Genomic DNA, 25,319 nt, shown 5'->3' with positions numbered 1-25,319 from the left:
TGTTAAGCGTACCGCGTGCGTCGCTCGCCGGCCGCGTAGATATATCACGGCGGCGAGTGTACGGGCGGGTATGACCGGAATCGAGGACGCGAACGACGCGTCGACGGCGGGCGCGACGCCGAGGGACCGCTCGTCGACGCGGTGGGCGCGCGACGGAACCGTGAGAGCCCGCGGGCGGGCGTTCCGCGACGGCAGCCTCCTCTCGGCGAGCGACCTCGCCGCGCACGTCGCGGGCGTCGACTCCCTCGACGCCTTCGCCGCCCGACTCGACGAACTGAACGGCTTCTTCGCCGTCGTCGTCGAGAGCGACGAGAAACAGTTCGCGGGCGTCGACCACGTCCGCTCCATCCCGCTCTGGTACGCGCCCGAAGCCGGCGTCGTCACCGACGACCCCCAGGCCGTCCGCGAGCGCGCCGGGAACCCCGGCCACGACCAGTACGCCGAGAACGAGCTCCTCGTCACCGGCTCCGTCTTCGACGGCCGCACGCTCTACGACGGGATTTACACGGTGCAGCCGGGGGAGGCCGTCGAACTCGACGGCGGCGACGTGACCCGGCGGCGGTACTTCGAGTACCATCCGCGGACGGACGAGTCGGTCGGCGACGCCGACGCGTCCGCGCGCTTCGACGACGCCGTCGACCGCATGGGCGACCGCCTCTCCGAGGTAGTGGGCGACCGACAGGCGGTCGTCGCGCTCTCCGGCGGGAACGACTCCCGACTCGTCGCGACGCTCCTCGCCGAACGCGGCCACGACGTCCTCGCCTACTCCTTCGGCCCGCCGGACCACCGGGACGTGGTCACCGCGAAGCGCGTCGCGGACTCCCTCGACATCCCCTGGGAGTACGTCGAGTACACCACCCAGCTGTGGCGGGACTGGTACTGCTCGGACGAGCGCGCGCGGTTCGTCGCCGAGCACGGCGCGCTGGACAGCATCACGAACTACGGGCTCCTCCCGGCGCTCTCTGCGCTCCGCGAGCGCGGCCTCGTCGACGGCGACGCCGTCTGCTTCTCCGGGCAGACCGTCGCCGGCACCAGCGAGCGCGTCCCGCCGCACGTAGACAAGCCGAACCCCGGCGTCGAGGACATCGTGGACGCCATCGTCGCCTACGAGCGCCGCTGGCAACACGACGACCCGTCGTTCGCCGAGCGGTTCCGCGACGGCGTCCGCGCGCGACTCCCCGACCCCGAGATTTCGACCGTTCCCGAGGCGTTCGCGGCGTTCGAGCACGCGAAGTGGAACGGCCGCTACGTCCGCTACTTCGTGGCGGACGTCCGCCAGTACGACCGCTTCGACCTCGACTGGTGGCTGCCGCTCTGGGACCGCGAGTTCGTCGACGCCTGGAGCGACGTCCCGTTCGCCGCGCGCCGCGAACGCCACGAGTACACGCAGGCCGGCGCGCGCAAGTACGCCGACGCGGCCGGCATCTCCGTGCAGGAGGCGGTCGACATGGCGGCGAAGCCGACCTCGAAGAGCCGCGTCGGCTCCGTCGTCGAGTGGGGCGCGGGACACGTCGAGGGAACGCCGCTCGCGCCCCTGCTCGCGCCGCTCTACTGGCGGTTCCAGCGCTCCGGCGACGACTACGAGAACCACCCGCTCGGCTCCTGGGGCGTCCTCCCGCGCGAGGTCTTCGAGGCGCTCTACACCGGCCGAGAGGACATCCACGCCTTCCAGACGCTCGCCGCCGCCGGCCGCGCCGACTACGTCGAGGGCTGGGTGCGCGACCCACCGGAGAACGGCGTCCTCCACCTCGAACCCGCGGAGGACGCGACGGAGTGAGCCGACCACACGGACGCCCCGCGAACGCGCCGACGCGATGACGCCGAACGCGACCACGATGAACCGCTCGACCCGGGAATGGACACGCGAGCACGGTGTCGCCGTCCGCGGGCGGGCGTTCCGCGACGGCGACCACCTCACCGGCAGTGACCTCGCCGCGCACGTCGCGGGCGTCGACTCCCTCGACGCCTTCGCCGACCGACTCGACGAACTGAACGGCTTCTTCGCGGTGGTGGCGGAGAGCGGTGAAAAGACGTTCGCGGGCGTCGACCACGTCCGCTCCATCCCGCTCTGGTACGCGCCCGAGGCCGGCGTCGTCACCGACGACCCCCGAGCCGTCCGAGAGGAACTCGAGGAGCTGACGACGGACGCACACGGCCTGCGCGAACTCCTCGTGACCGGCACCGTCTTCGGCGGCCGGACGCGCTATGAGGAGGTATATACCGTGCGGCCGGGGGAGGCCGTCGAACTCGCCGCGGGGGAGGTGTCGCGGACGCGGTACGCGCGATACTGGCCGCGGACGGACGCGAGAGCGGGCGATGACGGGGTTCTCGACCGGATCGACGCCGCGTTCGGCCGCGCGGGCGACCGGCTCTCCGAGGTGGTGGGCGACCGACAGGCGGTCGTCGCGCTCTCCGGCGGGCACGACTCCCGACTCGTCGCGACGCTCCTCGCCGAACGCGGCCACGACGTCCTCGCCTACTCTTACGGGCGGCCCGAGCACCGAGACGTCGTCGCCGCGAAACGCGTCGCGGACTCCCTCGACATCCCCTGGGAGTACGTCGAGTACACCACCCAGCTGTGGCGGGACTGGTACTGCTCGGACGAGCGCGCGCGGTTCGTCGCCGAGCACGGAACGCTGGACAGCATCCCGAACTACGGGTCGCTCCCGGCGCTCTCGGCGCTCCGCGAGCGCGGCCTCGTCGACGACGACGCCGTCTGCCTCTCCGGGCAGACCGTCGCCGGCACCAGCGAATCTGTTCCGGTCCAGCTCGACGCGCAAACCCCGGACGGCGACGACGTCGTGGACGCGGTCGTCGCGGCGGCCGCCCACTGGCGATACGACCACGACGCGTTCGACCGGCGGTTCCGCGACGGCATCCGCGCGCGACTCCCCGACGCCGAGATTTCGACCGTCCCCGAGGCGTTCGCGGCGCTCGAACACGCCAAGTGGGACAGCTACCACACGCGGTACTTCGTGGCGGACGTCCGCCAGTACGACCGCTTCGACCTCGACTGGTGGCTGCCGCTCTGGGACCGCGAGTTCGTCGACGCCTGGAGCGACGTCCCGTTCGCGGAACGACGCGGGAAGCGCGCGTACGCGACCGCCGCGACCCGGCGATACGCCGCAGCCGCCGACGTCCCGCTCTCCGACGCGCGAGCGCTCGCGGCCGCTCCGGAGACGCCGTCGTCCGTCGAATCCATCGTGGAACGCCTCGCGGACCGCGCCACCGGCACGCCGCTCGCCGCTCTGCTCGCGCCGCTCTACTGGCGGTTCAGACGCTCGCGAGGCGACTACGATGACCACCCGCTCGGCTGGTGGGGTATCGTCCCCCGGGCGCTCTTCGACGCGCTCTACACGGGGCGAGAGGACGTCCACTCGTTCCAGACGCTCGCCGCCGCCGGCCGCGCCGACTACGTCGAGGGCCGCGTTCGCGACCCACCGAAACGCGGTGTCGTCCCCCTCGACGCCGACGCCCTCCGTGGTGACGCGTTCCGCGCCGACACCCTCGACACCGGCTGACACGGGCCGGGGCAGAAGCACAGTTTCAAGGCGGTAACGGGTGTCCTCTCGGGCGACCGCGATTCGACGCAGCGAGAACATGGAGGTGACGACCTACACGGCGGACGACGGGACGACCTACCGCATTCGGGTAGCGACGCCGAGCGACGCCGCGGAGATAACGGCGCTCCACAGCGCGGTGTGGGGCGGCGACGGAACCGACGCCTGGTTCCGCTGGAAGTACGTCGAGAACCCCTACGTCGACCACGTGCCGGCGCTCGTCGCCGAACACGACGACGCCATCGTCGCCGCGTTCGGCCTGCTCCTCTACCGGATGCGTCAGGATGAGACGACCGGGCTCGGCGCGCTCGGCGGCGACCTCGTCGTCCACCCCGACCACCGACGCAGAGGCCTGTTCACGCAGCTCTCGATGGCCGTCTGGTCGTTCTACGCCGAGGAGCGCGTCGACGAGTCGGAGCGTCCGGACTTCGTCTTCGGCTATCAGACGGAGGCGGCGCGCCTCGGCGCGCTCGCGATGGGGTGGCGACAGCTCGCGGAGCGAACGACCTACCGGCGGACCAACGACCCGACGCCGTTCCTCGCCGACGCGGTCGGCCCCGCCGCGGCGCGCGCCCTCGGACCCGCGTCCCGCCTCCTCGCCCGCGGCTACGCCGCCCTCCGCCGTCGCCTCGCCGGAACGCCGCGCGGCGTCAGAGTGGAGCGCCGCGACGACGTTCCGCCCGGCGTGCTCGCGGGCGTCGCCGACCGCGCGCGACCCGCACACCTCCACCCCATCTACGACGAAGCCTTCTACGACTGGCAGTTCACGGGGCCGACGTGGCGGCCGAACGCGACCTACCTCGCCTACGCCGGCGGCGACCCGGACCCCGTCGCCGCGGTGCTCACGCGCGTCGAGGAGCGCGGCGGCGCGCGGACGGTCTCGCTGATTCACGCCGCGCCGCTCACCGGCGGCGACCGCTGGACGCGCGGCCTCGCCGCCATCCTCGACCGCGTCGTCGCCGACTCCCGGGACGCCGCGTTCCTCCGCGCGTGGAACCCCGTCTACCCCGCGCGCCTCCTCGAAGCGCGCGGCTTCCTCCCCGACGACCGCCCGCCGCTCTCCCTCGTCACCGGCTCCGACCTCACGCTCACCGCGTACGCCTTCCACTGGGGGCGATTCGACGGCGACGACCTCCCCGCGGCCGCCGACGCGCTCTGGACGCTCGATAAGTAGCGGACGAACGTTTTAGGTAGCGTCCCGCGACGAGTCGAGTATGGAACGACGCGAGTACTTCGGGACGAGCGGCATCCGCGGACGGGTCGGCGAGACAGTGACGGCGGACCTCGCGCTCGCCGTCGGCCGCGCGCTCGCCGCGGACGCGGACACGGTCGTCGTCGGGCGCGACCCGCGCGCGAGCGGCGGCTTCCTCGCGGACGCGCTCGCCGCCGGCGTCGCCGAATGCGGCGGCGACGTCGTCGACATCGGCCCCGCGGCGACGCCGACGGTCGCGCGCAGCGTCGCGTGGCAGGACGCCGACGCCGGCGTCTCCGTCACCGCCTCGCACAACCCGCCCGAGTACAACGGGCTGAAGCTCTGGCAGCCGTCCGGGCAGGCGTTCGACACGCCGAAACAGGACGCCGTCGTGGAGCGCCTCGTCGCCGAGGAGTTCCCGCTCGCCGGCTGGGACGACGCGGGCCGCCGCCGCGAGTGGGGGGAGGCGCGCCGCCGCCACCGCGACGCCATCACGGACGCCGTCGACGTCGACCCGGCGGACGCGCCGTCGGTCGTGGTTGACGTCGGGAACGGCGCGGGCGGCGTGAGCGTGGACGCGCTCACGGAACTCGGCTGCGACGTCGAGACGCTGAACGCCCAGCCGGACGGCCGGTTCCCCGGGCGGCCGTCGGAGCCGACGGCCGAGAACTGCGCGTCGCTCTGCGACCTCGTCGCGTCCTCGGACGCCGACCTCGGCATCGCGCACGACGGCGACGCCGACCGCATGATGGCGGTCACGGGCGACGGCGACTTCGTCTCGGGCGACGCCCTGCTCGCCATCTTCGCCGCGAGCATCGCCGACGCCGGCGACCGCGTCGCCGCGCCCGTCGACACGAGCCTCATGGTCGCGGACGCCCTCGACGACGTCGGCGCGGATCTCGTCCGCACGCGCGTCGGCGACGTCTACGTCGCGGAACGCGCCGCCGACCCCGACGTCGTGTTCGGCGGCGAACCCTCGGGCGCGTGGATTTTCCCCGGGGAGACGCGCTGCCCGGACGGCCCGCTCGCCGCCGCCAAACTCGCGGCGTTAGTCGCGGACGAGCCGCTCGCGGAGCGCGTCGCCGCCCTCGACCCCTACCCGATTCGCCGCGGGAGCTACGAGGTCCCGGATAAAACGGCGACTATGGAGCGAATCAGAGAACGCGTGCTCGACGGCGGCGACGACGTGGACACGCTCGACGGCGTGCGCGTCGACCTCGGCGACGCCTGGTACCTCGTCCGCGCGAGCGGCACCGAACCCATCGTCCGCGTCACCGCCGAAGCCCGCGACGAAGCCCGCGCCGACGACGTCTTCGCCGACGCGGAAGCCCTCGTCGCCGACGCCGCCGACGCCGCCGACATCGCCGACTAACGCCTCGCTACTCGCGCCTCGTTGTCCGTTCTTTTCGTTGCTATCGTTCTTCCCGTTCCTCACGCGCGTCCCGCTCTTCTCGTTCGCTTCGAGCGCGGCCGGCGCGCGGCGCGCGCCAGCCGACGTGGTAGGCGAAGACGCCGACGAGGACGGACGCGAACGCGATTGTCGCGAAGAACCGGAGGTCGAAGTCGGCGTTCATCGCGTCCCGGATGAGCTGCATGAGGTTCGTCGGCTCGTCGTAGTAGGGGGAGGGCGTGAGCGGCCAGAAGAGGAAGCCGAGCTGGCGGTACTGGTGGAGGCTGTAGGGCTCCCAGGCGTCGAGGGCGAGGTGGGTGAGGTCGCCGAAGACGAGCGCGAGCGACGCGTCGAGGCGCTGGTAGCGCCGGCCGGCGTAGACGGCGACGGCGGCGAGCGCGGCGGCGAAGAAGAGCGAGTGGGCGAACGACCGCCCGGACGGGAGGACGGCGAACACCCACGCGAGCGGCTTGTCGACGAGGTCGGGGAGCTGCGTGCCGAGGACGAGCGCCCCGAGGGTGATGCGGTCGGCCTCCCACCACGCTCGCGGGCGGACGAGGAGGTAGGCGACGTACCCGATTCCGAGGTGCTCCCAGGGCCACATACGCCCCCAGAGACCCGCCGGGTACTTAACGAGGTGGAGAGCGTTCTCCGGGCGACGGGACGCCCGGGAGGGGGAACCTATAACGTCTCGGCGGGTCTATCGCCGAGCAGTTCTACGAGGGACCGACAGTGAGCAAGAACGCAGGGGACGAGGGTGTCGGGGTGACGAGCGACGCTGACGTCTCCCTGTCCGCGTCGGTCGTGACGGCGGGCGTCGAGCGGCGGGCGATCCGCTTGACGCTGTCGTCGCAGGCGGACGAGCCGGTGGTCGCGCGGTTCGCGCATCGCGTGCCGAGCGGCCGGTACGTCGAGACGACGGCGGCGACCGAGACGGGTCGACTGGTCGGCGGCGCGCTTGAAGGCGTCGTCGCGCTCGCGCCCGGCGAGGAGGTCGTTGCCCACTACTTCCTCGACGCGGACGCGCCGGGGCCGGTGTCGGCGGACGAGCTCCCGCCGCCGGACCTCCTCTCCGTCACACCGTCGCATTCGGGCGTCGCCCTCGACCCGACGGTACACTGGCGGTCCGCGGACGGCGGCCGCGTCGCGCTCGCGCTCGTCGCCGCGAGCGACCACCCGCTGGTCACCGACGCGGAGGCCGTCCCGGGGTTCGTCGTGGAGAGCTGGACCGCAGAGCGCGTCCGCCGGCCGGAGTCGCGGCCGGCGACGGGCCGCCCCGCGGTCGGCGTCGTCGCGACGCGCGAGCACGAGGACGCCGTCTACCGGACGATTCTCCACGCTCGCGACCGCGGGTTCGAGGTGTACGTCACGCCGCTCGACGACGCGACCGAGGTCGCGCGGTTCGCCGAGCAGCTCGGCGCGCACGTCGTCGGCGTCCCGGCGGACGGCGACGTCGGCGTCGAAGGCCGCGAGGACGCGCTGTCGGCGGCGGCGCGCGCCGCCGGCCACCCCGGCGTCATCTATCAGGCCGTGTCGTGCCCGCGCATCGATTACGACCGGACGCTCGACGCGTTCGCGAACGCCGGCTGGGAGGTCTACGCGGTCCCGGAGGACGTCGCGCGGCCGCTCGACCACCCGCGCGTCCTCGCCGCCATCCCCGCCTATCGGGCGGCCGAGAGCATCGGCGACGTCGTCCGGGAGGCGCGCCGGTACGCCGACCTCGTGCTCGTCGTGGACGACGGCAGCCCGGACGACACCGCCGCGGTGGCGAGCGACGCGGGCGCGGTCGTCGTGGAGCACGCGCGCAACAAGGGGTACGGCGGCGCGCTGAAGACCATCTTCCGCGAAGCCGCGAAACGCGGCCCGGACTACACGGTGACGCTCGACGCCGACGGCCAACACGACCCCGCGGACATCTCGACGCTCGTCGCCGAACAGGAGCGCACGCACGCCGACGTCGTCATCGGGAACCGCTACATGGCGGCGGACGCCCGCGTCCCGTTCGTCCGCTCGGTCGGCCTCGGCGTCGTGAACCTCCTCACGAACCTCAGCATGGGTCGATTCCTCCCCGAGGACTGGATACGCGACACGCAGAGCGGCTATCGGGCCTACACGCTCGCCGCCGTCCAGTCGCTCGCCGCCGCCCGCAACGTCGGGAACGGGATGTGGGCGAGCACGGACATCCTCTACCACACCGACCGCGAGCGCTTCACGTTCGCCGAAGTCGCCACCTCGATTCGCTACGACCTCGAGAACACGAGCAGCGAAGGCGCGTTCCAACACGGCTTCGGCCTCGTGAAGAACATCGTCGGCGTCGTCGAGCACACCCACCCGATGGTGCTCGTCGGCCTCCCCGGGATGATGAGCGTCCTCGCCGGCGCGCTCGTCGGCGTGTTCTCCCTCGAACGCTTCCTCACCACGGACGTCCTCTCCGCCCCGCTCGCTATCACGACCGTCCTCTTCAGCATCGTCGGCGTCCTCCTCCTCTTCACCGCCGTCCTCATCCACACCATCAACACCCACCCCTACTTCCGCCCGCAGGACTAGCGCGTTCGAGGCGAACGACCCGCGTCGAGCCCGTTCTCCGTTCGCGTCGAACAGACGAAACGCACTCTTCCGGGTTAGGGCACGTCGAGTCGGTCGCGGCGGCCGTCGAGGACCGCGAACCGCTCGCCGCGCCGGGTCTCGAGCCAGCGGAGGAGGCGTGCCGCCCACGCGAGCTTCCGCGCCTTCATCGCATCGACACGGGAGTCGTCGAAGTCCCAGCCGGGGAAGACGAGCGCGTCTGCGCCGCAGTGGTCGGCGAGGAAGGCGGCGCGGTCGCCGTCCGTGAACCCCCCGAAATTCCGTATCTCGCCTCTGGGTTCGGCCTGCGTCGTCCCGAGCACGTGGTCGGCGTCGAAGGTCGGAACGACGTCGCGAACAGCAGGAATATTGTCGCCGTGGGCGTGCGCGACGACCGGAATGCCCGCCTGTGTGAGGTCGCGGGCGGTCTCCGGGTTCTTGTCGAGGTCGGTGACCATGGCGTCCGCGGCGATGCCGGCGTCGCGGAGGACGTCGACGGCGGTCGACGCCGCGAACACGCAGTCAGCGTCACGGGCGAGCGCGAGGTCGGCCTCCTCGGCGAGACAAGGTGCGCCGCCGGCGATTGCGACCGTCTCTCCAGTTACGTCGAGGCGGTCGATGTCGAACGGTTCGACGTACTCGGCGAGGACGTCGCGGGCGCGCTCGTCGGCGGCGCGGGGGAATCCGAAATCGTCGAGAATCCGCTCGTAGACCGGCTCCCACTCGGCGAAGTTCATCGTGTACGCTTCGCTGGTCGGTGTGGGACGCCGAAAGAACCGCATGGTTCGAGCCGAGCCGCCGCGTCGTGTACCCCTACCCGAGCGGCGGTTCGGCCTCCAAGGGGCGATACCTTCGCTTTCGGCATAAGTCTTCTCCTTACTATTCGAGGCGGGAGAGGGCGTCAGACACCGGTTCGAGCCCGTCTCGACGGGGTCCGACCGCGTTCCCGAGCGCCCGGAGGGCGGCGAGCGTGCCGCCGAGCACGAGCGGGTCGCGTCCGGCCGCGAGGACGTCTGTGTCCGACGCGAGGCCCACGAGCGTCTGACGGTTCTCCTCGCTGAGGCCGCGCACCGCGACGGCGCGCGCCACCGCGCGCTCCGCGTCCACCGCCGCCGCGTCCGCGCCCGCGCCGTCGAGGTGCCGCTCGACTTCACGGGACGTTCGCGCGTCCAGCTCCTCCACGTTCGGCGTGCGAACGCGGTCTTCGGTGAACGCCCGCCCGACGAGCGCCGCGTCCCGCGTCTCCGCCACGTCGTGCGTCCGCACGATGTGCGCGCCGCGCTCCACCGCCATCGACGTCGCCGCGAGCGACACCGGGAGCGCGTCTTCCGTGCTCCGCCCAGCGACGTCTCGCAGGAAGTTCTTCCGGTTAATCGAGACGAGAATCGGGCGGCCGTACCCGCGGAACTCGCGCAGCCGCTCGAAGGTCTCCCGGTCGTCCGCGAGCGTCTTCTCCTCCGACCACCCGCCGAACGCCGGGTCGAGGATCGTTTTGTCGGTGAAGCCGTTCAGCGCGAGCGCGTCGTAGATGTCGTCGACGTCCTCGACAGCGCCCGGCCGCTCTAAGTCGGGCGGGCTCGCCATCTTCACGACCGCCGCGTCGTGAGACTCACAGACTTCGGGCATCGCGGGGTCCGCGAACCCGCAGATGTCGTTCACCATATCGAACCCCCGGCTCAGCGCCTCGTCCGCCACCTCGGCGTACCGCGTCTCGATACTGAACACCGCGTCCCCCTCCACGCGCTCGATGGTCTCCACCGCCGTGTCCAGCCGGTCGAGCTCCTGCTCGGCCGAGAGAACGTCGAACCGCTTGTTTGCGGACTCCAGACCGACGTCCACGATGTCCGCGCCCTGCCCGACGAGTTCGTCGTCGACGTACGCCGCCGCCTCGACGGGGTCGTCGAAGACGCTCGGCGAGTAGGGAGACTCCTTCGAGACGTTCAGGACGCCCATGATGCGCGGCGGCGCATCGTCCCCGATGCGCAAGCCCGCCGCGTCCACACTCTGCATACCCGTCCTCTCCGCGCACGCCACAAAAACGCCCCGTTCCCGGCGACTCCCACGACGCGGCGCTTTTCTCCCTCCGCACCTAACCCGCTCGCATGACCGCAACCCCCGGGGTGGCCGCGTGACCCGCCCCGTCGTCGCCGTCGTCGACGCGAAGACGTCCGGGAACGTCGGCACCATCGCCCGCGCAATGAAGAACTTCGGCTTCCGCGACCTCTACCTCACCGACCCGCCCGACCTCTCCCGGGACTCAGAAGCCTACGGATTCGCCGGGCAGGCCCGCGAGGACGTCCTCCCGGACGCGGAGGTAGTCGACTTCGACTCCCTCGTCGAGAATTTCCATACCGTCGGCTTCACCGCCATCACGAACGAGGACGCGCGGAAACACACCCGCTGGCCGTACACCACACCCGAAGAGCTCCGCGAGACGCTCGGCGAGGTCGACGCGCCGACCTGCCTCGTCTTCGGCCGCGAAGCCGTCGGCCTCCACAACGAGGAACTCGAACGCCTCGATCAGGTGGCGAGCATCCCCGCGAGCGCCGAATACCCCGTGATGAACCTCGGACAGGCCGCCACCATCGCGCTCTACGAACTCCAGGAGCTCGCCCGCGACGACACCCAGCTCCCCGAGAAGGAACGCGAGCGAGCCGCCGAGGCCGAAATCGAACGCTACTACGACCACGTCGACGACTTCCTCGACGACATCGACTACCCCGAGGAGAAACAGGCGAAGACGATGCGGCTCGTCCGCCGCGTCCTCGGCCGCGCCCACCCGACCGGCCGCGAAATCGCCACCCTCCACGGCATCCTCCGCCGCACCGAGAACCGCCTCGGCGACGACGCCACCGACAACTAAGCACGCCGCACGCGGCCAGTTTTTCTCTCCCTCTCTCTCGCCGGGGCCGGCTACTCGCCGGCGTCGCGGCGCTGGTAGAAGACGACGGAGACCATCTGCAGTTTCGTCTCCCCCTCCTCGTTGGTCGTGGTCGTCTTCGTGGTGACGATGCCGCGGTCCGGGTTGCTCTCGCTCACGCGCTTCTCGAGAATTTCGATCTCCGCAGTGAGGACGTCGCCGGGGCGGGTGGGGTTCGGCCACCGGAGCTCTTCGAGGCCCGCCGCGCCGAGAGATGCGGCGTTCGTGAAGTGGCCGTCGACGAGGAGGCGCATCGTCATCGACGCCGTGTGCCAGCCGGACGCGATGAGCCCGCCGTAGATGGACTCTTCGGCGGCCTCGGGGTCGGTGTGGAACCACTGCGGGTCGTAGCGCTCGGCGAACTCGACGACCTCGGCTTCCGTGACTTCGTAGCTCCCGAAGGACTCGACGTCGCCGACGGACAGGTCCTCGTAGTAGATGCGGTCGGCCATACCGGTACGTCGGCGACCGCGGAGAAAAAGCTGTGTCTCTCAGTCGTCCATGCCGGCGTACGCGCCCCCCGTTCCGGGGTCGCGGGCCGGGAGGAGCGCGTGGACTTTCCGCGCGAGGGCGTCGCGTTTCACGAGCGCGAACCCGGTGAAGACGAGGACGAATCCGGCGAGCGTGGCGGGGGAGACGACCTGGCCGAGGAGGAGCCACGCGACGACGGTGGCGACGACGGGTTCGGCGTACCCGACGAGGTTGAGGTCGACGGGGCCGACGCGCGCGAGCAGCTCGAAGTAGGCGAGGAAGCCGAGAACGCCGGAGCCGAGCGTCAGGAAGACGAGCGAGGCGACGGCGGTCGTCGTCCACGAGATGGCGGCGAGCGACTCGCCGGTCGCCGCGCCGCCGCCGAGGAGGACGAGGCTGCCGACGACCATCGCCCACCCCTCCATCGCCCGCGTCGGGAGGTCGGTTCGGAGCGGGCGTTCGAGGACCGCGCCGAGCGCGAACGCCGCACCGGCGGCGAGCACGAGGCCGATGCCGAGGAGGTAGCGCTCGTCGAGGTTCGAGAGGTCGGGCTGGGAGAGCACGACGACGCCGCCGACGCCGAGCGCGAACCCGGCGAGCGTCCGAACGTCGAAGTCGCCTTCGCCGAGGACGAGCGCGGCGAACACGACGGTGAGGACGGGTGAGAGGCTGATGACGACGGCGGCGACCGCGCCGCTCACGTACTGCTCGCCGAGGTAGAGGAGGCCGTGGTAGACGGCGAAGACGAGGACGCCGGCGACGGTGATCGAGAGCCACTCGTCGCGGCCGCGGGGGAGCCAGCGGTCGACCGTGAGCGCGGCGTACGTGAGGATGATGAAGCCCGCGGCGAGGTAGCGGATACCCGCGAACGTGAACGGCGGGAAGTAGTGCAGTCCCTCCTGAATGGCGACGAACGACGTCCCCCAGAAGCCCGCGAGCAGCGCAAACAGCGCCAGCGTCGACCGGCCGAGAGAGCGATGTAAATCGAACATACCACCACCAGTAGCCACACAGTCTTAAACTACACTACAACATTAACAATAATACTCGAATAAAACTCCAACTTGGCTACCTACTCAACAGTGTTCAGCCCGCGGAGTGCTGTTTCGGTTGAAGATTCCTCTATCTGCTGTGGTGTGGCGTGGCACGGGTGGGGTCGCTGGGTTATTGTCGCCGCCGGCCGACGGTCGCGTATGGACGAGCGGGACGTACGACTCTTGAAGGCGATCGAGGACTTGGAGACCGGGAGCCCCGACGCGCTCCACGAAGCGACCGACATCCCGCTCTCCACGATACACTACCGGCTCAACAACCTCCGCGAGGACGGCGTCATCGAGAACGACGTCTACGACATCGACCTCGACGAGGTCGGTCTCGGCGTCACCGTCGTCCTCGAAGTCCTGACTGAGTACTCCGGAAGCTACCGCGGCGTCCTCGACGACATCGAGGCCGTCGAGGGCGTGACGCAGGTGTTCTTCACGATGGGGGAGACGGACTTCCTCGTCGTCGCGCGCCTCCCCGACTCCGACGACGTCGAACGCCTCATCACGGACTTCGAAGCCATCGACGCCGTCGACCGCACGAACTCGACGTTCGTCATCGCCCGCGGCAAAGACACCACGCACCCCCTCCAGACCTACTCGGAAGAGACGCTCGTCGACGAACTCGTCGACGAAGACTGAGGATTACCGCCGCGGATACCACGCGAGCGAGTGGTCGGCGACGAGTTCGAGGTCGACGGCTGTGCCGACGTCGTAGCTCTCCGTGTGGTTGTGCTGACAGCGCACGCGGTCGCCGTTCGCGAGTTCGACGTGGTAGATGAAGGACGGGCCGGTGTACTGGCGGCGGACGATGGTTCCGTCGGCGTCGACCTCGTCGTCGACGGGGCGGACGGCGACGTCGTCGGGGCGGACGAGGACGTCGACGAGCGCGCCGACGTACTGGCCCGTTTCTCCTGTCAAGCGACCGCGGTCGAACGAGTCGACGGCGGTCACGACCTCGTCCTCGCCGATGTTCCCGGAGAGGAAGCCGGCCTGGCCGAGGAAGGACGCGACGAAGCGCGATTCGGGGTGTTCGAAGACGGCTTCGGGTTCGCCGACCTGCTCGATGTGGCCGTCGTGCATGACGGCGATGCGGTCGGAGATGGAGAGGGCTTCTTCCTGATCGTGGGTGACGGAGACGGCGGTGACGCCGGCCTCGGAGAGGATGCGGCGGACCTCCTCGCGCATCTCCACGCGGAGTTTGACGTCGAGGCTGGAGAACGGTTCGTCGAGGAGGAGGACGTCGGGCTCGGGGGCGAGCGCGCGGGCGAGCGCGACGCGCTGCTGTTGGCCGCCGGAGAGCTCGCTCGGGTCGCGGTCTTCGAACCCGTCGAGGTCGACGAGGTCGAGGAGTTCCGCGACGCGCGCCGCCCGCTCATCGTCGGTCGCGTCCGGGATGCCGTAGGCGACGTTCTCTCCGACCGTGAGGTGCGTGAAGAGCGCGAAGTCCTGGAAGACGAGGCCGACGTTCCGCTCGTCCGGCGGGACGAACCCGCCGTCGCCCGCGACCACTCGTCCCGCAATCGTCACCGTCCCTTCGGTGGGCGCTTCGAGGCCGGCGAGCAGCCGGAGCGTCGTCGTCTTCCCGCAGCCCGAGGGGCCGAGGAGCGTGAAGAGTTCGCCCTCGCGGACGTCGAGTGAGACGCCTTCGACTGCGGTCTCGGTCCCATAGTCCTTCGTGATGCCGTCGAGTCGGAGTGTGGTGGTGTCGGTCATGCGTGGTCAGTCGCTGAGGCGTTCGCGCGCGAGAATGACGAGCATCGAGAGCGCGGACACGCCGATGAGGACGAGCGCGGGGACGGCGACGCGCCCGTAGAATCCCGACTCCCGAGCGCTCCAGATGTACGTCACGAGCGTCTCGAAGTTCCCGGGCTGGAGGAGGAGCGTTGCGGGGAGTTCCTTCATCGTCGTGAGGAAGACGAGCGCCGCGCCCGCGGAGACGCCGGGGAGGACGAGTGGGAGGGTGACGCGGCGGAACGCGGCGAGCGGGGCGTCGCCGAGCGTGCGCGCCGCTTCGACGAGGCGCTGGTCGACCTGGACGACGCTCGACCGGGTCGTCCCGACCGCCTGCGGGAGGAAGCGGACGACGTACGCGAACACGAGGAGCGGGAGCGTCTGGTAGAGGCCGCGGACGTAGACGACGCCGACGTAGACGAGCGCGAGCGCGATGACGATGCCGGGGACGGCGTACCCAGCGTAGGTCGCGCGCTCTACGAGCCTGCCGAGCCGGGAGTCGTAGCGCCCGGAGAGGTAGCCGACGGGGAGCGCGGCGAGCACGGCGACGCCCGCGGTGAGCGCGGCCGCGTAGACGGAGTTCGCGGCGTACGCCCACGAGAAGCCGTACCCCGTGTTCACGCCGGCGAGGCTGGACTGGAAGAGCCAGTGGATGAAGACGCCGACGGGGACGGCGAGCGAGAGCGCGACGACGCCCGCACAGAGGAGGAGGGCGGGCGCGGTCCACCAGCCGAGGCGGACGCGCCGGGTCGCGCGAACCCGACTGCTCGCGTACCCGGAGCGCTGCCCGGCGGACACCCGCGACTCGAGGGAGAGGATGATTGCCGTCACGAAGAGGAGTTGGACGGAGAGCAGGGCGGCGGTGTCCCGCGAGTAGGAGTACTCCACGTAGATGACGCGCGTGAAGACGTCGACGTGCATGATGGCGGGCGTTCCGAAGTCGGAGAGCGCGTAGAGCGCGACGAGGAGCGCGCCCGCCGTGATACCGGGCGCGATCTGGGGGAGGGTGACGCGGCGGAACGCGGCGAGCGGGGCGTCGCCGAGCGTGCGCGCCGCCTCGACGAGCGAGGTGTCGATGGAGAGCAGGGTCGCGCGCGTCGAGAGAAACACGTAGGGGTAGACGTAGAGCGTGAGAACGAACGCCGCCCCCGCAAAGCCGTAGACGGAGGGAACGGTGTCGACGCCGAGCGGCGCGAGCGCGTCGGCGAGCTGGCCGTTCGGCCCGAACGCCGCCGTGTACGCGAACGCGCCGAGATAGCTCGGAACGACGAGCGGGAGCGCGAGGACGACCGTCCAGAACCGCCGGCCGGGCAGGTCGGTGCGCGCCGTCAGCACCGCGAGCGGGACGCCGAGCGCGACCGACCCGGCGGTGACGGCGGCGACGAGCGCGACGCTGTTCAGCAGGACGGACGTCGTCGACGCGCTCGTCAGGAGCGCGAGCGCGCGCGGCGTCGGGACGTCGAGCGCGCTGACGACGAGCCAGCCGATCGGAGAGAGCACTGCGAGCGCGACGACGGCCGACGCCGCGAGGAGGACGAACGGCGGGCGGTCGCCGAGAACGCGCCCCGCGAATCCGGTAGAGTCGTCGCCCGTCATCTAGAGGACGCCGGTGTCCCGGAGGAGCGCGGCCGTCTCTTGGACGTTGGCGAGCGTCGCGAGGTCGAGGTCGGGCGGATGGAGGTCGTCGAGCGACGGCAGCGTAATGCTTCCGCCGTCCGGCGGTGCGACGCCGGGCGCGAGCGGGTAGGAGTAGACGTGCTCCACGAGGTACTGCTGGATCTCCCGCGTGAGGAAGTGGCGGACGAAGTTCGCGGCGAGCGACGGCTTCGGCGTGGAGTCGAGGACGAGCGCGCCGGCGACGTTCACGAGCGCGCCCGGGTCGTTCTCCGTGAACGCGAGGTCGAGGGGCGCGTCGGGCTTCGCCTGCAGCAGGCGGAGGGCGTAGTAGTGGTTCGCGAATCCGGCGGCGACCTCACTGTTCGCGACGCCGTACGTCACGCCGAACTCGCCCGCGTACGACTGGACGCCGGTGTCCTGTATCGCGTTCAGCCACGCCCGCGTCCGGTCCTCGCCTTCAAGGACGCGCATCGCCGTGACGAACGCCTGGAAGGAGCCGTAGGAGGGAGCCCAGCCGAGCGCGTCCCGGAACGCCTCGCTCCCGGGGATGTCGAAGACGCTCTTCGGGACGTCCGACGCAGAGAGCACGTCGGTGTTGTAGGGGATGGCGCGAGCGCGGCCCGTGAGGCCGACCCAGCGGTCCCGGGGGTCGCGGAACTTCCCGGGGACGACGCCGGCGACGTCGGCGGGGAGCGCCGCGGCGAGGCCCGCGTCCGCGACGAGCGCGAGCGAGGCGGCGTCGATGGACCAGAAGACGTCGGCGGGCGACCCGCCGTTCTCCGCCTCCGTGAGAATCGTGTTCGCGAGTCCCGTCGACGGGCCGCGCTTCAGCGTCACGGAGAAGTTCTCGTAGCGGGTGTCCTGGAGGTAGTCGACGAGCTGGCCGTAGACGCCGCCCTCGCCGCGGCCGAGGTACACGGTGAGGTCGCCCTCGAGGTCGGGGAGGTCGGCGACGGACGGCGCGCCGCCGTCGCCGCTGGTCTCGTTCCCGCCTTCGAACATCGGCCCGGTCGTCGTTCCGCCGCTGCCGGAGCCCGAGCAGCCGGCGAGGGCCGCCGCGGTGCCGGCGACGCCGGTGGCGAGGAACGCGCGGCGCGTCGTCGGTCGTGTCTGTCGGTTCTGGATCATGGCGTATCAGCGTTATTTGCGGCGGAGCGCGACGAGCGCCGCGCCGAGCAGCGCGACGAGGCCGACGGCGACGCCGAAGCCGGGCGAGCGGGTCTGCGTCGTCTCGCGTTCCGTCGCCGCCGTCGTCGCGGCCGTCGTTGTCGTGGATTCGTCTTCGAGCGTGATCGTCGTCCCGCTCTCCGTCGAGAGGACGTTCTCGACGGTTTCGAGTTTCTCGTTCATCTGGGTGACTTCGGCTCGGACCTCACTCGTGGAGGCGTTCTCGTCCATGAGACCGGGGAGGTCCTCGTTGAAGTCCTTCTCGAGTTCTTCGACGAGGTCGGGGCGTTTCTCGATGAGGCCGCCCTCGAGGCTCTCGAAGTAGGAGAGGTAGGTCTGCCGGACGATGCTCTTCGCCTTCGAGGTGTTCCCGGCGTCGTAGGCCTCGACGGCTTCCTCGAGGTGTTCGTTGATCTCGTCGACGGTGTGTTCGACCTGTGTCTCACTCGCGTCCGAGTCGGCCTCGTAGCCGGTGTACTCAGCGAACTCGGCGTGGATGCTGGAGACGACCTGCTCGACGTCCTCGGGGGGTGCGGACTCGTTCAGGCGCGCGTCGAGGTGTTCGAAGAGTTCGTCGAGTTCCTCGGCGGCGTGCTCGGAGAACGTCGCGCGGACGTGCGTCTCGTAGAGGGCGTTCGCGCGGATGGCGAAGCCGCGCGCGTCGGCGTACTCTTCGTCGTTCGTCACCGTGCCGTTGGCGTTCACGCCCTCGGCGTACTCCTGGGTGGCGCGTTCGAGGAGCGCGGCGGAGACTTTCGCGTTGAACGTCGCGTTCTCGACGTCGGCGGTGACGACGCCGGCCGTCGCGCGGTCGAGGAGCGGGAAGAGCGTGTCGTTCAGGTACGCGGCGTACTCGGAGGTAGAGTCGTTTCGCGCGTGGTCGTCGGCGGCCTCGAGTTCGGTGTGGACGCGGTCGGCGAGCGTCGCGTTCGCCTCGCGGATCTGGGGGCCGACGACGTCCCAGTACTCCTCGACGGGGTGGTGGGCGTGCATCGCGGCGGTCTCGGTCTCGCCGGCGCGTTTCGCGCGCAGCGACATCTCGAGGTGGCCCTTCATCTCCTCGACGGTGCGGGCGAACTGGACGTCGCCCTCGGCGGACGCGTCGGCGTCGTAGGTGACAGGCGCGCCAGTCGCCGCCGGCCCGGTCGTCGCGGCGACGCCGGTCGGGACGACGAGGCAGAGAGCGAGTGTGAGTGCGGTAAGTGTTCGAAGGACGGGTGGTCGGTCAACCATACCCACTCAATTTTTAGGCTGGCCTAAAACAATGACGGTTTCGGGTTCGCCGAAGGAATCACTCGTTCTAGCCGCTCTCCAATGCGTATTCGTCTATTAGGCCGGCCTAAAAGCTTGGCGATGAACAGCCAGAGAGGACGAAGGTTACGACACGACGGCCGCAGCGTAGACGGCGACGCCGACGGCGGCGAGCGCCGCACTCCCCAGCGCGACGAGCCTCGGGTCCACCTACGAGCGCTTCTGAATCTCCTCGCGGAGCACGGCCGAGACGAGCTCGCCGTCGGCCTTCCCGCGGAGCGCGCCCATGCACTCGCCCATCAGCCCGGAGAACGCGCCCATCCCCTCTTCCTCGACTTGCTCGGCGTTCCGCTCGACGACCTCCGCGATGGCTTCCCGCACTTCGTCCTCGCCGGCGGAGCCGAGGCCGAGCTCGTCCGCGAGTTCGGCGGGCCCCTTCCCGGGGGATTCGGCGAGCGCCGCGAGAAGCTCCGGGACGCCTTCTTGTGTTAACTCGTCCGCGAGCACGAGGTCGAACACGCCCTCGAAGTGCTCGCGCCCGAGGTGTTCGACGGGCACGCCGTCGCGGCGGAGGCTCGTCACCGTCGACTCCAGCGTGCGCGCCGCGAGGTTCGCGTCCACGCCGGACTCGACGGCGTCCTCGAACAGCCGCCACCGCCGCCCGAACGCGACCTGCTCCGCCACGTCCTCGTTCAGCCCGTACTCCTCGGTGTACCGCTCCACTTTCTCCGTGAGGAGCTCGGGAACGTCGACCTCCGAGGGGTCGGGCTCGACGGGGAAGACGTCCGTCTCGGGGTACATCCGCGCCGCCCCCGGGAGCGGTCGGAGGTACTCCGTCGTCGCCTCCGGCGTCGCGCCCCGCGTCTCCTCCGGCACGCCCTCCAGCGCCGTGCGCGCGCGGTCAGCCGCCGCCTCCACCGCGGGCTTCGCCACGCCCACCTCGGCCGCGACCATGAGAACTGCGTCGTCGTCGCCTGCCCCGACGGCCTCTTTCAGGTCGGCGACCTCGTCCTCGGTGACACCGTACGCCGGGAGTTCGTCCGTGTGGAACAGCCCGCCCGCCCCGTGGCGCTTCGCGTGGTCCGAGAACTCCGTCCCCAGCCGGCGGTCCGGCTGAAGCTCTCTCCCGACGAGGCCGTCGAACCCGGGGAGCGGGACGGCGTAGACGCGGCCGTCCGCGTCGAGCGCGCTCCGCACCACCGAGGACTCCGTCCCCTCGAAGACGTCCGTGACGTTCTCGACGTCGCCGACGGCCGCGTCCCGCTCGCGGAGCTCCTCGCGGATGTCGAGCAGGCGTTTCTGGCGCTGCACCTCGAAGCGCACGAGGTCCTCGATGTCGTCGAGCGACTGCACGCCCTTCACCTCGACGCGCGCTCCCTCCGCGATGGAGACGTTCACGTCCTGCCGAATCGTCCCCAGCCCCCGCTTCACCTGCCCCGTCGACCGCAGGAGCATCCCGATCGTCTCCGCCGCCTCACGCGCCTGCTCGGGGCTCCGGATGTCCGGCTCCGTCCCGATCTCCACGAGCGGGATTCCCAGCCGGTCGAGCGAGAACTTCGCACCCGCCTCCGTCTCCTCGACGCGCTGCGCCGACTCCTCCTCCAGCATCATGTCCTCGACGCCCACCGGTCCCTCGCTCGTCTCGACCTCGCCGCCCTGCGCGACGAGCGCGGAGCGCTGGAAGCCCGACGTGTTCGACCCGTCGATGACGACCTTCCGCATCACGTGCGCCTGGTCGACGGCGTCCATGTCGAGGAGCTGTGCGACCTCTAAGGCGACGTCGAGGGCCTCCCCGTCGAGTTCGTGCGGCGGCTCGTCGTCCTCCTCCACCAGACACGTCGAATCGTACGCGAGGTACTCGAACTCCCGCTCCACCTGCGACTCTTCGAGAGCGGCCTCGTCGATCTCGCCGAGCTCCGACTTCGTCGGATGGAGATACCGCGTGAACGAGCGCTCGGCCTCCTCCGGCTCGCGGAGGTCGGTCGGACAGTTACAGAAGAGCTTCGACGCCGTGTCGAGCTGCTGGTGGATCTCCAAGCCCGCCACGAGCCCCAACTCCTCGTAGTCGAGTTCGTCCTCAGTCATACGCGGACGTGTGCGTGCGAGGGGTAAAAAAGCGTCCAGTCCGCGCCGCACCCTGCCGTGTCCCTGCTTTCCCTCCCCGGACCCGTCCACCAATCGTCGGCCGCTCCCAGAAGTCTTATCACTGACTGACTGCTTAATCAGCACAACGATGACTGAACGTTCATTCAGCCCACAGTGGTCCGCGCCGCGGAGTGAGTCGCCGTGACCGAAAGTCACGGAATCCTCGCCGACCTCGGCCGCGACCGCGCCGTCATCCTCGGCGGCCTCATGCTCGGCATGCTCCTCGGAAGCATCGACCAATCCATCGTCTCCACCGCCCTCCCCACCATCGTCGGCGACCTCGGCGGGACCGGCAGCCTCTCCTGGATCGTCACCGCCTACCTCATCACGACCGCCGTGACGACGCCGCTCTACGGGAAAATCTCCGACCTCTACGGCCGCAGCATCGTCTACGAGTTCTCCATCGCCGTCTTCCTCATCGGAAGCGCGCTCTCCGGCCTCGCCGGCGACATCCCCGTCCTCGATTCGTACCTCAACGGGATGGCGCAACTCGCCGTCTTCCGCGCGATTCAGGGAATCGGCGCGGGCGGTCTCATCGCCATGGCGACGACGATTCTCGGCGACATCTTCAGCCCCCGCGAACGCGGCCAGTACATGAGCTACATGATGCTCATCTTCGGCGCGGCCACCGTCGGCGGCCCGCTCCTCGGCGGGTGGCTCACTGACAACTTCACTTGGCGGTGGATCTTCTACATCAACATCCCCGTCGGCCTCGCCGCCATCGCCGTCATCCACACCAAGCTCGACCTCCCCGTCCCCGACGAATCCCACGATATCGACTACCTCGGTGCCGGCCTCCTCACCGTCGCCGTCGCGGCCATCATGCTCGTCACCTCCTGGGGCGGCTCGCGCTACGCGTGGGAGTCGACGGAGATTCTCGCGCTCGCCGCCGTCGCCGTCGTCGGCACTATCCTCTTCGTCGCGCAGGAGCTCCGCGCGCCCGAACCCGTCTTCCCCGTCCACCTCCTGCGAAAACGCACCATCGCGGGCGTGGACGTCCTCAGCTTCTGCGTCGGCGTCGGCATGCTCGGCGGCACCACCTACCTCCCCGTCTTCCTCCAGACCGTCCTCGGGCAGTCCGCGACGAACTCCGGGCTCCTCCTCCTCCCGCTCGTCGGCGGCCTCATGATCACGAGCGCGCTTACCGGCCAGCTCATGACGCGCCTCGGCTACTACAAACCCTTCACCGTCTTCGGTGCCGGCCTCGCCGCCGTCGGCTACTACCTCCTCTCCACGATGGGCGTCGGCACCACGCAGCTCGCGTCCAGCGCGTTCATGTTCGTCGCCGGTCTCGGCCTCGGCTTCGTCATGCCGACGCTCACTGTCGCCGTCCAGAACGTCGTCGACCGCCGCCACCTCGGTGTCGCCACTACCTCCGTCACATTCAGCCGGAGCCTCGGCAGCGCCATCGGCGTCTCCGTCTTCGGTGCCGTCCTCACGAACCAGTTCGCCGACCGCCTCGGCTCCGCCGTCCAATCCGGCGACCTCAGCCCCGCGGCCGCCCAGCAGCTCGCCGATACCGGCTCCAACCTCAGCCCCGCCGTTCTCGCTGCGCTCCCCGACGCCGCCGTCCCCGTCGTGAAGACCGCGCTCGCGAACAGCATCGACGTCCTCTTCCTCACCGGCGCGGCCATCCTCGCCGCCGCCTTCCTCGTCGCGCTCGTCCTCCCCAGCCTCGACCTCGGCGAGGAAGCCGCCGTCGACGTGGACGCCGAAAGCGCCGGCGACCTTGACGCCGCCCCCGCGAACGACTAGTCCCGCCCCGTCTCGAAGTAGCGGTGCGCGTGCCGCGCACACCCCGGATTGAACGCGTGCCCACAGTCCGGACACGCGTCGTCCGCGTCGAGATACTCCCGTACGCTCAGTTCCGCCCCGCACGCCCCGCAGAGCACGGCCTCGGTGTCGAACGCCGCTCGCGGCCAGGTCTCGGAGTCGTGGTCGGCGACGGCGTCGTGGCAGGCGTGACAGGGATGATACTTCTCGCAGCACGCGAACCTGATCGCGATGACGTCGCGGTCGGCGTGGTAGTGCGCACACCGCGTCTCGGAATCGACGTCGACGCCGTAGACTGCACGACCACAGACGTCGACGGCCTCAGGCATCGCGGACCGCCTCCGCGAGCGGCGTCGGCGCGAACCCCCACTTTTCGAGCGCGTCGGGGTCGACGCCGGCGGCGAGGCCGCCCTCGTTCACCCAGCGGAAGAACGCCGACTCCGCGGGCGACGCGGCGCGCGGCCCCGCGTACTCGTAGTCGATAGGTTCGCCGTAGACGCCTTCAAGGATTCCCGCGAGGTCCGGAACCGTCTCGCGAGCGTTCGCGAGTTCGACCGTCTCCCCGGCGAAGCGCTCCGGCTCCGCGAGCGCGTGCGCGGCGAACCGGCCGAGGTCGCGGTCGACGGTGAGCGTCGCCGACACGCCCGGTTCGAGCGGTGGGCGGAACGTCCCGTCGACGAGCGACTCCCGGAGGAGGGAGAGCGGGAGGTGGCGGCGGAGGACGAGCACGGGCGCGTCGATGCCGTCGGTCCGGCCGGCGGCTGTCGCATCGCCGGCCAGTCTCTCCTCAATATCGGCTTTCGCGTCCACCCGCGGGACGCCCGGCCGGCTGTCGGCGTTCCCGACGGAGACGTAGACGGCGAGGTCGAGGTCGGCGGCGTCGAGCGCGGTGGCGAGGCAGTCCCCCTGACGGAGTTCGTCGCTCCCGCCGCCCTCCGTGAACGCGAGGACGGCGTCGGCGTCCGCGGCCGCGTGCGTCACGTGGTCGTGTTGGTCCGCGCGGCCCTGCACGAGGCTCGCCGCCTCCGCCAGCCGACGCGCCGGCGGCGAATCGTGGTCGCGAGCGAGCGCCGTCACCGCGTGACCGGCGTCGGCCAGCCCGTGCGCCGCGGCGATTCCCGCGGGACGCACGCCACCGACGAGGAGAACGCGCATACGCGAGCCTTCGACTCCCGCCCGCCTACGTGTTTTCGTTTCCGACCTGTCTGGGCGTTAATTGCGGTCGGATGGACGGCTACAGGATTTTTACGTGATGCCGTGGTAGACGGCCGTATGTCGAGTCACTCTCATCGTCGTCACGGGTCGGGCACGGGCGGCCCGTCCATCGACGACGACTCTCGCGACGACACCGGCGACCACGCGGACGCGCGACGCCTCCTCGCGTCCTTCGCCGACGACTGGAAAGTCGCGGACGACCTCGCGGAGCGCGCGAACATCCACGACGTCGTCCACGAGGACGTCGAGAAACAGGTCGAGACGGACCTGCGCGCGGACGACCGCGTGCAGACCCGCGAGTTCACCGTCGACGAGTACGAGACCGCCGTCGGCGAACAGGCCGCGCTCGACGCGCGCTTCGAGGAAGCCCCCGAGCGCTTCCAGGACCGGTCCGTGAGCTTCGTCGACTACGAGGTCGACCCGACCGTCTGCTCGGAGTGCCGCGGCGACACCACCGTCGAGTGCACGCGCTGCACCGGCGGGGAAGTCGAGTGCCCGGACTGCAGCGGGCGCGGCAGCCAGAACTGCTCCTGCGGGGACGGCACGGTCGACTGCCAGGGCTGCCACGGCTCGGGTCGCGTCCACCCGCACTCCGGCGAGACGGAGTGTGACAACTGCGCGGGCGACGGCGACTTCCGCTGTCCGAACTGCGACGGCGTCGGGAAGTTCCAGTGCCCGGACTGCGGCGGCGACGGCCGCCAGCAGTGCCCGACCTGCGACGGCACCGAGAAAGTCACCTGCGAGCACTGCGACGGCGAGGGCGAGACCTACGAGGCGAAGGCCGGCACCGTCGACTTCTCCGTCGAGGAGAACACGCGCGTCATCTCCGACCACGGCATGCCGAGCCAGCGCGTCCGCGAGGCGTCCGGCGTGAAACGCGACGAGCAGACGGCGTCCTTCGACCCGCCCATCGAGGGCGGCACCGGCGTCGTCCGCAAGACCACCGAATACTTCGACGTCCCCACCACGAAAGTCGAGTACACGCTCGACGGCGACGCCTACGAACTCTACGACGTCGACGGGGAGACGCACGCCCCCGCCTACCCGAAATCCCAGTACTACGAGTACGCGCCCTACGTCGCCGCCGTCGGCGGCGTCTTCATGCTCGCCTTCCTCCTCGCCCAATCCCTCTAACCCACGCTCGAAACCCAATCCGGGACCGGCCTGGAACCGCATCGCCGACCGACTCGACATCCCGCTCTCCGTTTCTCGCTCTCCGCTTCCACTTCCGGCCTCTCGTTTTCGTGACACTCGACGCGTGAGCGGCCGCGCCCGTTCG

At 70.5% G+C, this 25,319-nt stretch carries 21 protein-coding genes; 9 read left to right on the top strand and 12 right to left on the bottom strand.

Annotated elements, in window-relative coordinates; translation table 11 throughout:
- Positions 1 to 70 precede the first annotated feature (70 nt).
- From IEY26_RS06280 to glmM, 4 genes are all read left to right on the top strand, one after another.
- On the top strand, positions 71 to 1,777 hold the full coding sequence (locus tag IEY26_RS06280; RefSeq protein WP_188976930.1) for an asparagine synthase-related protein: 1,707 nt from the start codon (positions 71 to 73) through the stop codon (positions 1,775 to 1,777).
- 37 nt (positions 1,778 to 1,814) lie between these two features.
- Positions 1,815 to 3,521 carry an asparagine synthase-related protein gene (locus tag IEY26_RS06275; RefSeq protein WP_188976928.1) on the top strand — a complete coding sequence of 569 codons (1,707 nt, stop codon included), beginning with the start codon at positions 1,815 to 1,817 and terminating at the stop codon, positions 3,519 to 3,521.
- Between the two features lie 79 nt (positions 3,522 to 3,600).
- Positions 3,601 to 4,734, top strand: a complete 1,134-nt coding sequence (locus IEY26_RS06270) for a GNAT family N-acetyltransferase (protein WP_188976927.1) — start codon at positions 3,601 to 3,603, stop codon at positions 4,732 to 4,734.
- Between the two features lie 40 nt (positions 4,735 to 4,774).
- Positions 4,775 to 6,124 (top strand): phosphoglucosamine mutase, encoded by a 1,350-nt coding sequence (gene glmM, locus IEY26_RS06265; RefSeq protein WP_188976926.1) that lies wholly within the window; start codon positions 4,775 to 4,777, stop codon positions 6,122 to 6,124.
- A 40-nt stretch (positions 6,125 to 6,164) separates the two neighbouring features.
- Here the strand turns inward: glmM and IEY26_RS06260 are convergent, their stop codons facing one another.
- On the bottom strand, positions 6,165 to 6,746 hold the full coding sequence (locus IEY26_RS06260; protein ID WP_188976925.1) for a metal-dependent hydrolase: 582 nt from the start codon (positions 6,744 to 6,746) through the stop codon (positions 6,165 to 6,167).
- 128 nt (positions 6,747 to 6,874) lie between these two features.
- Here IEY26_RS06260 and IEY26_RS06255 point away from each other — a divergent pair, with 128 nt between their 5' ends.
- The gene (locus IEY26_RS06255) at positions 6,875 to 8,689 is read left to right on the top strand and encodes a glycosyltransferase family 2 protein (protein ID WP_188976924.1); all 1,815 of its coding nucleotides are present in this window, start codon (positions 6,875 to 6,877) and stop codon (positions 8,687 to 8,689) included.
- 74 nt (positions 8,690 to 8,763) lie between these two features.
- On the opposite strand, the gene IEY26_RS06250 is transcribed toward IEY26_RS06255, so the two are convergent.
- Together IEY26_RS06250 and IEY26_RS06245 are read right to left on the bottom strand one after the other, a co-directional pair.
- Positions 8,764 to 9,444: a 6-hydroxymethylpterin diphosphokinase MptE-like protein gene (locus IEY26_RS06250; protein WP_188977136.1), complete on the bottom strand. Its 681-nt coding sequence runs from the start codon at positions 9,442 to 9,444 to the stop codon at positions 8,764 to 8,766.
- A gap of 142 nt (positions 9,445 to 9,586) precedes the next feature.
- Entirely contained in the window at positions 9,587 to 10,717 is a 1,131-nt protein-coding gene (locus IEY26_RS06245; RefSeq protein WP_188976923.1) for a dihydropteroate synthase, read from the bottom strand.
- 118 nt (positions 10,718 to 10,835) lie between these two features.
- Here IEY26_RS06245 and IEY26_RS06240 point away from each other — a divergent pair, with 118 nt between their 5' ends.
- Positions 10,836 to 11,570 carry an RNA methyltransferase gene (locus IEY26_RS06240; protein ID WP_229773943.1) on the top strand — a complete coding sequence of 245 codons (735 nt, stop codon included), beginning with the start codon at positions 10,836 to 10,838 and terminating at the stop codon, positions 11,568 to 11,570.
- Positions 11,571 to 11,620: 50 nt separating this feature from the next.
- Here the strand turns inward: IEY26_RS06240 and IEY26_RS06235 are convergent, their stop codons facing one another.
- Positions 11,621 to 12,079, bottom strand: coding sequence for a MaoC family dehydratase (locus IEY26_RS06235; protein ID WP_188976921.1), 459 nt, complete (start codon positions 12,077 to 12,079; stop codon positions 11,621 to 11,623).
- 39 nt (positions 12,080 to 12,118) lie between these two features.
- The gene (locus IEY26_RS06230) at positions 12,119 to 13,090 is read right to left on the bottom strand and encodes a DMT family transporter (RefSeq protein WP_188976920.1); all 972 of its coding nucleotides are present in this window, start codon (positions 13,088 to 13,090) and stop codon (positions 12,119 to 12,121) included.
- Positions 13,091 to 13,291: 201 nt separating this feature from the next.
- Here IEY26_RS06230 and IEY26_RS06225 point away from each other — a divergent pair, with 201 nt between their 5' ends.
- Positions 13,292 to 13,780 carry an Lrp/AsnC family transcriptional regulator gene (locus IEY26_RS06225; protein ID WP_188976919.1) on the top strand — a complete coding sequence of 163 codons (489 nt, stop codon included), beginning with the start codon at positions 13,292 to 13,294 and terminating at the stop codon, positions 13,778 to 13,780.
- Between the two features lie 3 nt (positions 13,781 to 13,783).
- Here the strand turns inward: IEY26_RS06225 and IEY26_RS06220 are convergent, their stop codons facing one another.
- The 5 genes from IEY26_RS06220 to gatE all read right to left on the bottom strand — a co-directional run bounded on the left by IEY26_RS06220 (position 13,784) and on the right by gatE (position 20,992).
- On the bottom strand, positions 13,784 to 14,854 hold the full coding sequence (locus IEY26_RS06220) for an ABC transporter ATP-binding protein (RefSeq protein WP_188976917.1): 1,071 nt from the start codon (positions 14,852 to 14,854) through the stop codon (positions 13,784 to 13,786).
- A gap of 6 nt (positions 14,855 to 14,860) precedes the next feature.
- Positions 14,861 to 16,468: an ABC transporter permease gene (locus tag IEY26_RS06215; protein ID WP_188976915.1), complete on the bottom strand. Its 1,608-nt coding sequence runs from the start codon at positions 16,466 to 16,468 to the stop codon at positions 14,861 to 14,863.
- On the bottom strand, positions 16,469 to 17,617 hold the full coding sequence (locus IEY26_RS06210; protein WP_188976912.1) for an extracellular solute-binding protein: 1,149 nt from the start codon (positions 17,615 to 17,617) through the stop codon (positions 16,469 to 16,471).
- Positions 17,618 to 17,629: 12 nt separating this feature from the next.
- The gene (locus IEY26_RS06205) at positions 17,630 to 18,889 is read right to left on the bottom strand and encodes a PGF-CTERM sorting domain-containing protein (protein ID WP_188976910.1); all 1,260 of its coding nucleotides are present in this window, start codon (positions 18,887 to 18,889) and stop codon (positions 17,630 to 17,632) included.
- A gap of 228 nt (positions 18,890 to 19,117) precedes the next feature.
- Positions 19,118 to 20,992 (bottom strand): Glu-tRNA(Gln) amidotransferase subunit GatE, encoded by a 1,875-nt coding sequence (gatE, locus tag IEY26_RS06200; RefSeq protein WP_188976900.1) that lies wholly within the window; start codon positions 20,990 to 20,992, stop codon positions 19,118 to 19,120.
- A gap of 201 nt (positions 20,993 to 21,193) precedes the next feature.
- Here gatE and IEY26_RS06195 point away from each other — a divergent pair, with 201 nt between their 5' ends.
- Positions 21,194 to 22,807, top strand: a complete 1,614-nt coding sequence (locus tag IEY26_RS06195; protein WP_229773941.1) for an MDR family MFS transporter — start codon at positions 21,194 to 21,196, stop codon at positions 22,805 to 22,807.
- Here the strand turns inward: IEY26_RS06195 and IEY26_RS06190 are convergent.
- Together IEY26_RS06190 and IEY26_RS06185 are read right to left on the bottom strand one after the other, a co-directional pair.
- Positions 22,804 to 23,154, bottom strand: coding sequence for a CHY zinc finger protein (locus IEY26_RS06190; RefSeq protein WP_188976899.1), 351 nt, complete (start codon positions 23,152 to 23,154; stop codon positions 22,804 to 22,806). The genes IEY26_RS06195 and IEY26_RS06190 overlap by 4 nt on opposite strands.
- Complete coding sequence (locus tag IEY26_RS06185) at positions 23,147 to 23,980, bottom strand: NmrA family NAD(P)-binding protein (protein ID WP_188976897.1); 834 nt, start codon at positions 23,978 to 23,980, stop codon at positions 23,147 to 23,149. The genes IEY26_RS06190 and IEY26_RS06185 overlap by 8 nt, the downstream gene beginning before the upstream one ends.
- A 117-nt stretch (positions 23,981 to 24,097) precedes the next feature.
- On the opposite strand from IEY26_RS06185, the gene IEY26_RS06180 reads away from it, so the two are divergent.
- On the top strand, positions 24,098 to 25,174 hold the full coding sequence (locus IEY26_RS06180; protein WP_188976895.1) for a molecular chaperone DnaJ: 1,077 nt from the start codon (positions 24,098 to 24,100) through the stop codon (positions 25,172 to 25,174).
- Positions 25,175 to 25,319 lie beyond the last annotated feature (145 nt).

Source organism: Halocalculus aciditolerans (genome assembly GCF_014647475.1).
In the GTDB taxonomy this organism is placed as follows: Archaea; Halobacteriota; Halobacteria; order Halobacteriales; family Halobacteriaceae; genus Halocalculus; species Halocalculus aciditolerans.
This window is presented reverse-complemented; position numbering and strand designations above follow the sequence as displayed.

Bases quoted from the DNA above. Each gene is read 5' to 3' on its own strand.
- IEY26_RS06280 (WP_188976930.1), top strand. From the start codon at position 71: ATGACCGGAATCGAGGACGCGAACGACGCGTCGACGGCGGGCGCGACG.
- IEY26_RS06275 (WP_188976928.1), top strand. From the start codon at position 1,815: ATGACGCCGAACGCGACCACGATGAACCGCTCGACCCGGGAATGGACA.
- IEY26_RS06270 (WP_188976927.1), top strand. From the start codon at position 3,601: ATGGAGGTGACGACCTACACGGCGGACGACGGGACGACCTACCGCATT.
- glmM (WP_188976926.1), top strand. From the start codon at position 4,775: ATGGAACGACGCGAGTACTTCGGGACGAGCGGCATCCGCGGACGGGTC.
- IEY26_RS06260 (WP_188976925.1), bottom strand. From the start codon at position 6,746: ATGTGGCCCTGGGAGCACCTCGGAATCGGGTACGTCGCCTACCTCCTC.
- IEY26_RS06250 (WP_188977136.1), bottom strand. From the start codon at position 9,444: ATGAACTTCGCCGAGTGGGAGCCGGTCTACGAGCGGATTCTCGACGAT.
- IEY26_RS06245 (WP_188976923.1), bottom strand. From the start codon at position 10,717: ATGCAGAGTGTGGACGCGGCGGGCTTGCGCATCGGGGACGATGCGCCG.
- IEY26_RS06235 (WP_188976921.1), bottom strand. From the start codon at position 12,079: ATGGCCGACCGCATCTACTACGAGGACCTGTCCGTCGGCGACGTCGAG.
- IEY26_RS06230 (WP_188976920.1), bottom strand. From the start codon at position 13,090: ATGTTCGATTTACATCGCTCTCTCGGCCGGTCGACGCTGGCGCTGTTT.
- IEY26_RS06225 (WP_188976919.1), top strand. From the start codon at position 13,292: ATGGACGAGCGGGACGTACGACTCTTGAAGGCGATCGAGGACTTGGAG.
- IEY26_RS06220 (WP_188976917.1), bottom strand. From the start codon at position 14,854: ATGACCGACACCACCACACTCCGACTCGACGGCATCACGAAGGACTAT.
- IEY26_RS06215 (WP_188976915.1), bottom strand. From the start codon at position 16,468: ATGACGGGCGACGACTCTACCGGATTCGCGGGGCGCGTTCTCGGCGAC.
- IEY26_RS06210 (WP_188976912.1), bottom strand. From the start codon at position 17,617: ATGATCCAGAACCGACAGACACGACCGACGACGCGCCGCGCGTTCCTC.
- IEY26_RS06205 (WP_188976910.1), bottom strand. From the start codon at position 18,889: ATGGTTGACCGACCACCCGTCCTTCGAACACTTACCGCACTCACACTC.
- gatE (WP_188976900.1), bottom strand. From the start codon at position 20,992: ATGACTGAGGACGAACTCGACTACGAGGAGTTGGGGCTCGTGGCGGGC.
- IEY26_RS06190 (WP_188976899.1), bottom strand. From the start codon at position 23,154: ATGCCTGAGGCCGTCGACGTCTGTGGTCGTGCAGTCTACGGCGTCGAC.
- IEY26_RS06185 (WP_188976897.1), bottom strand. From the start codon at position 23,980: ATGCGCGTTCTCCTCGTCGGTGGCGTGCGTCCCGCGGGAATCGCCGCG.
- IEY26_RS06180 (WP_188976895.1), top strand. From the start codon at position 24,098: ATGTCGAGTCACTCTCATCGTCGTCACGGGTCGGGCACGGGCGGCCCG.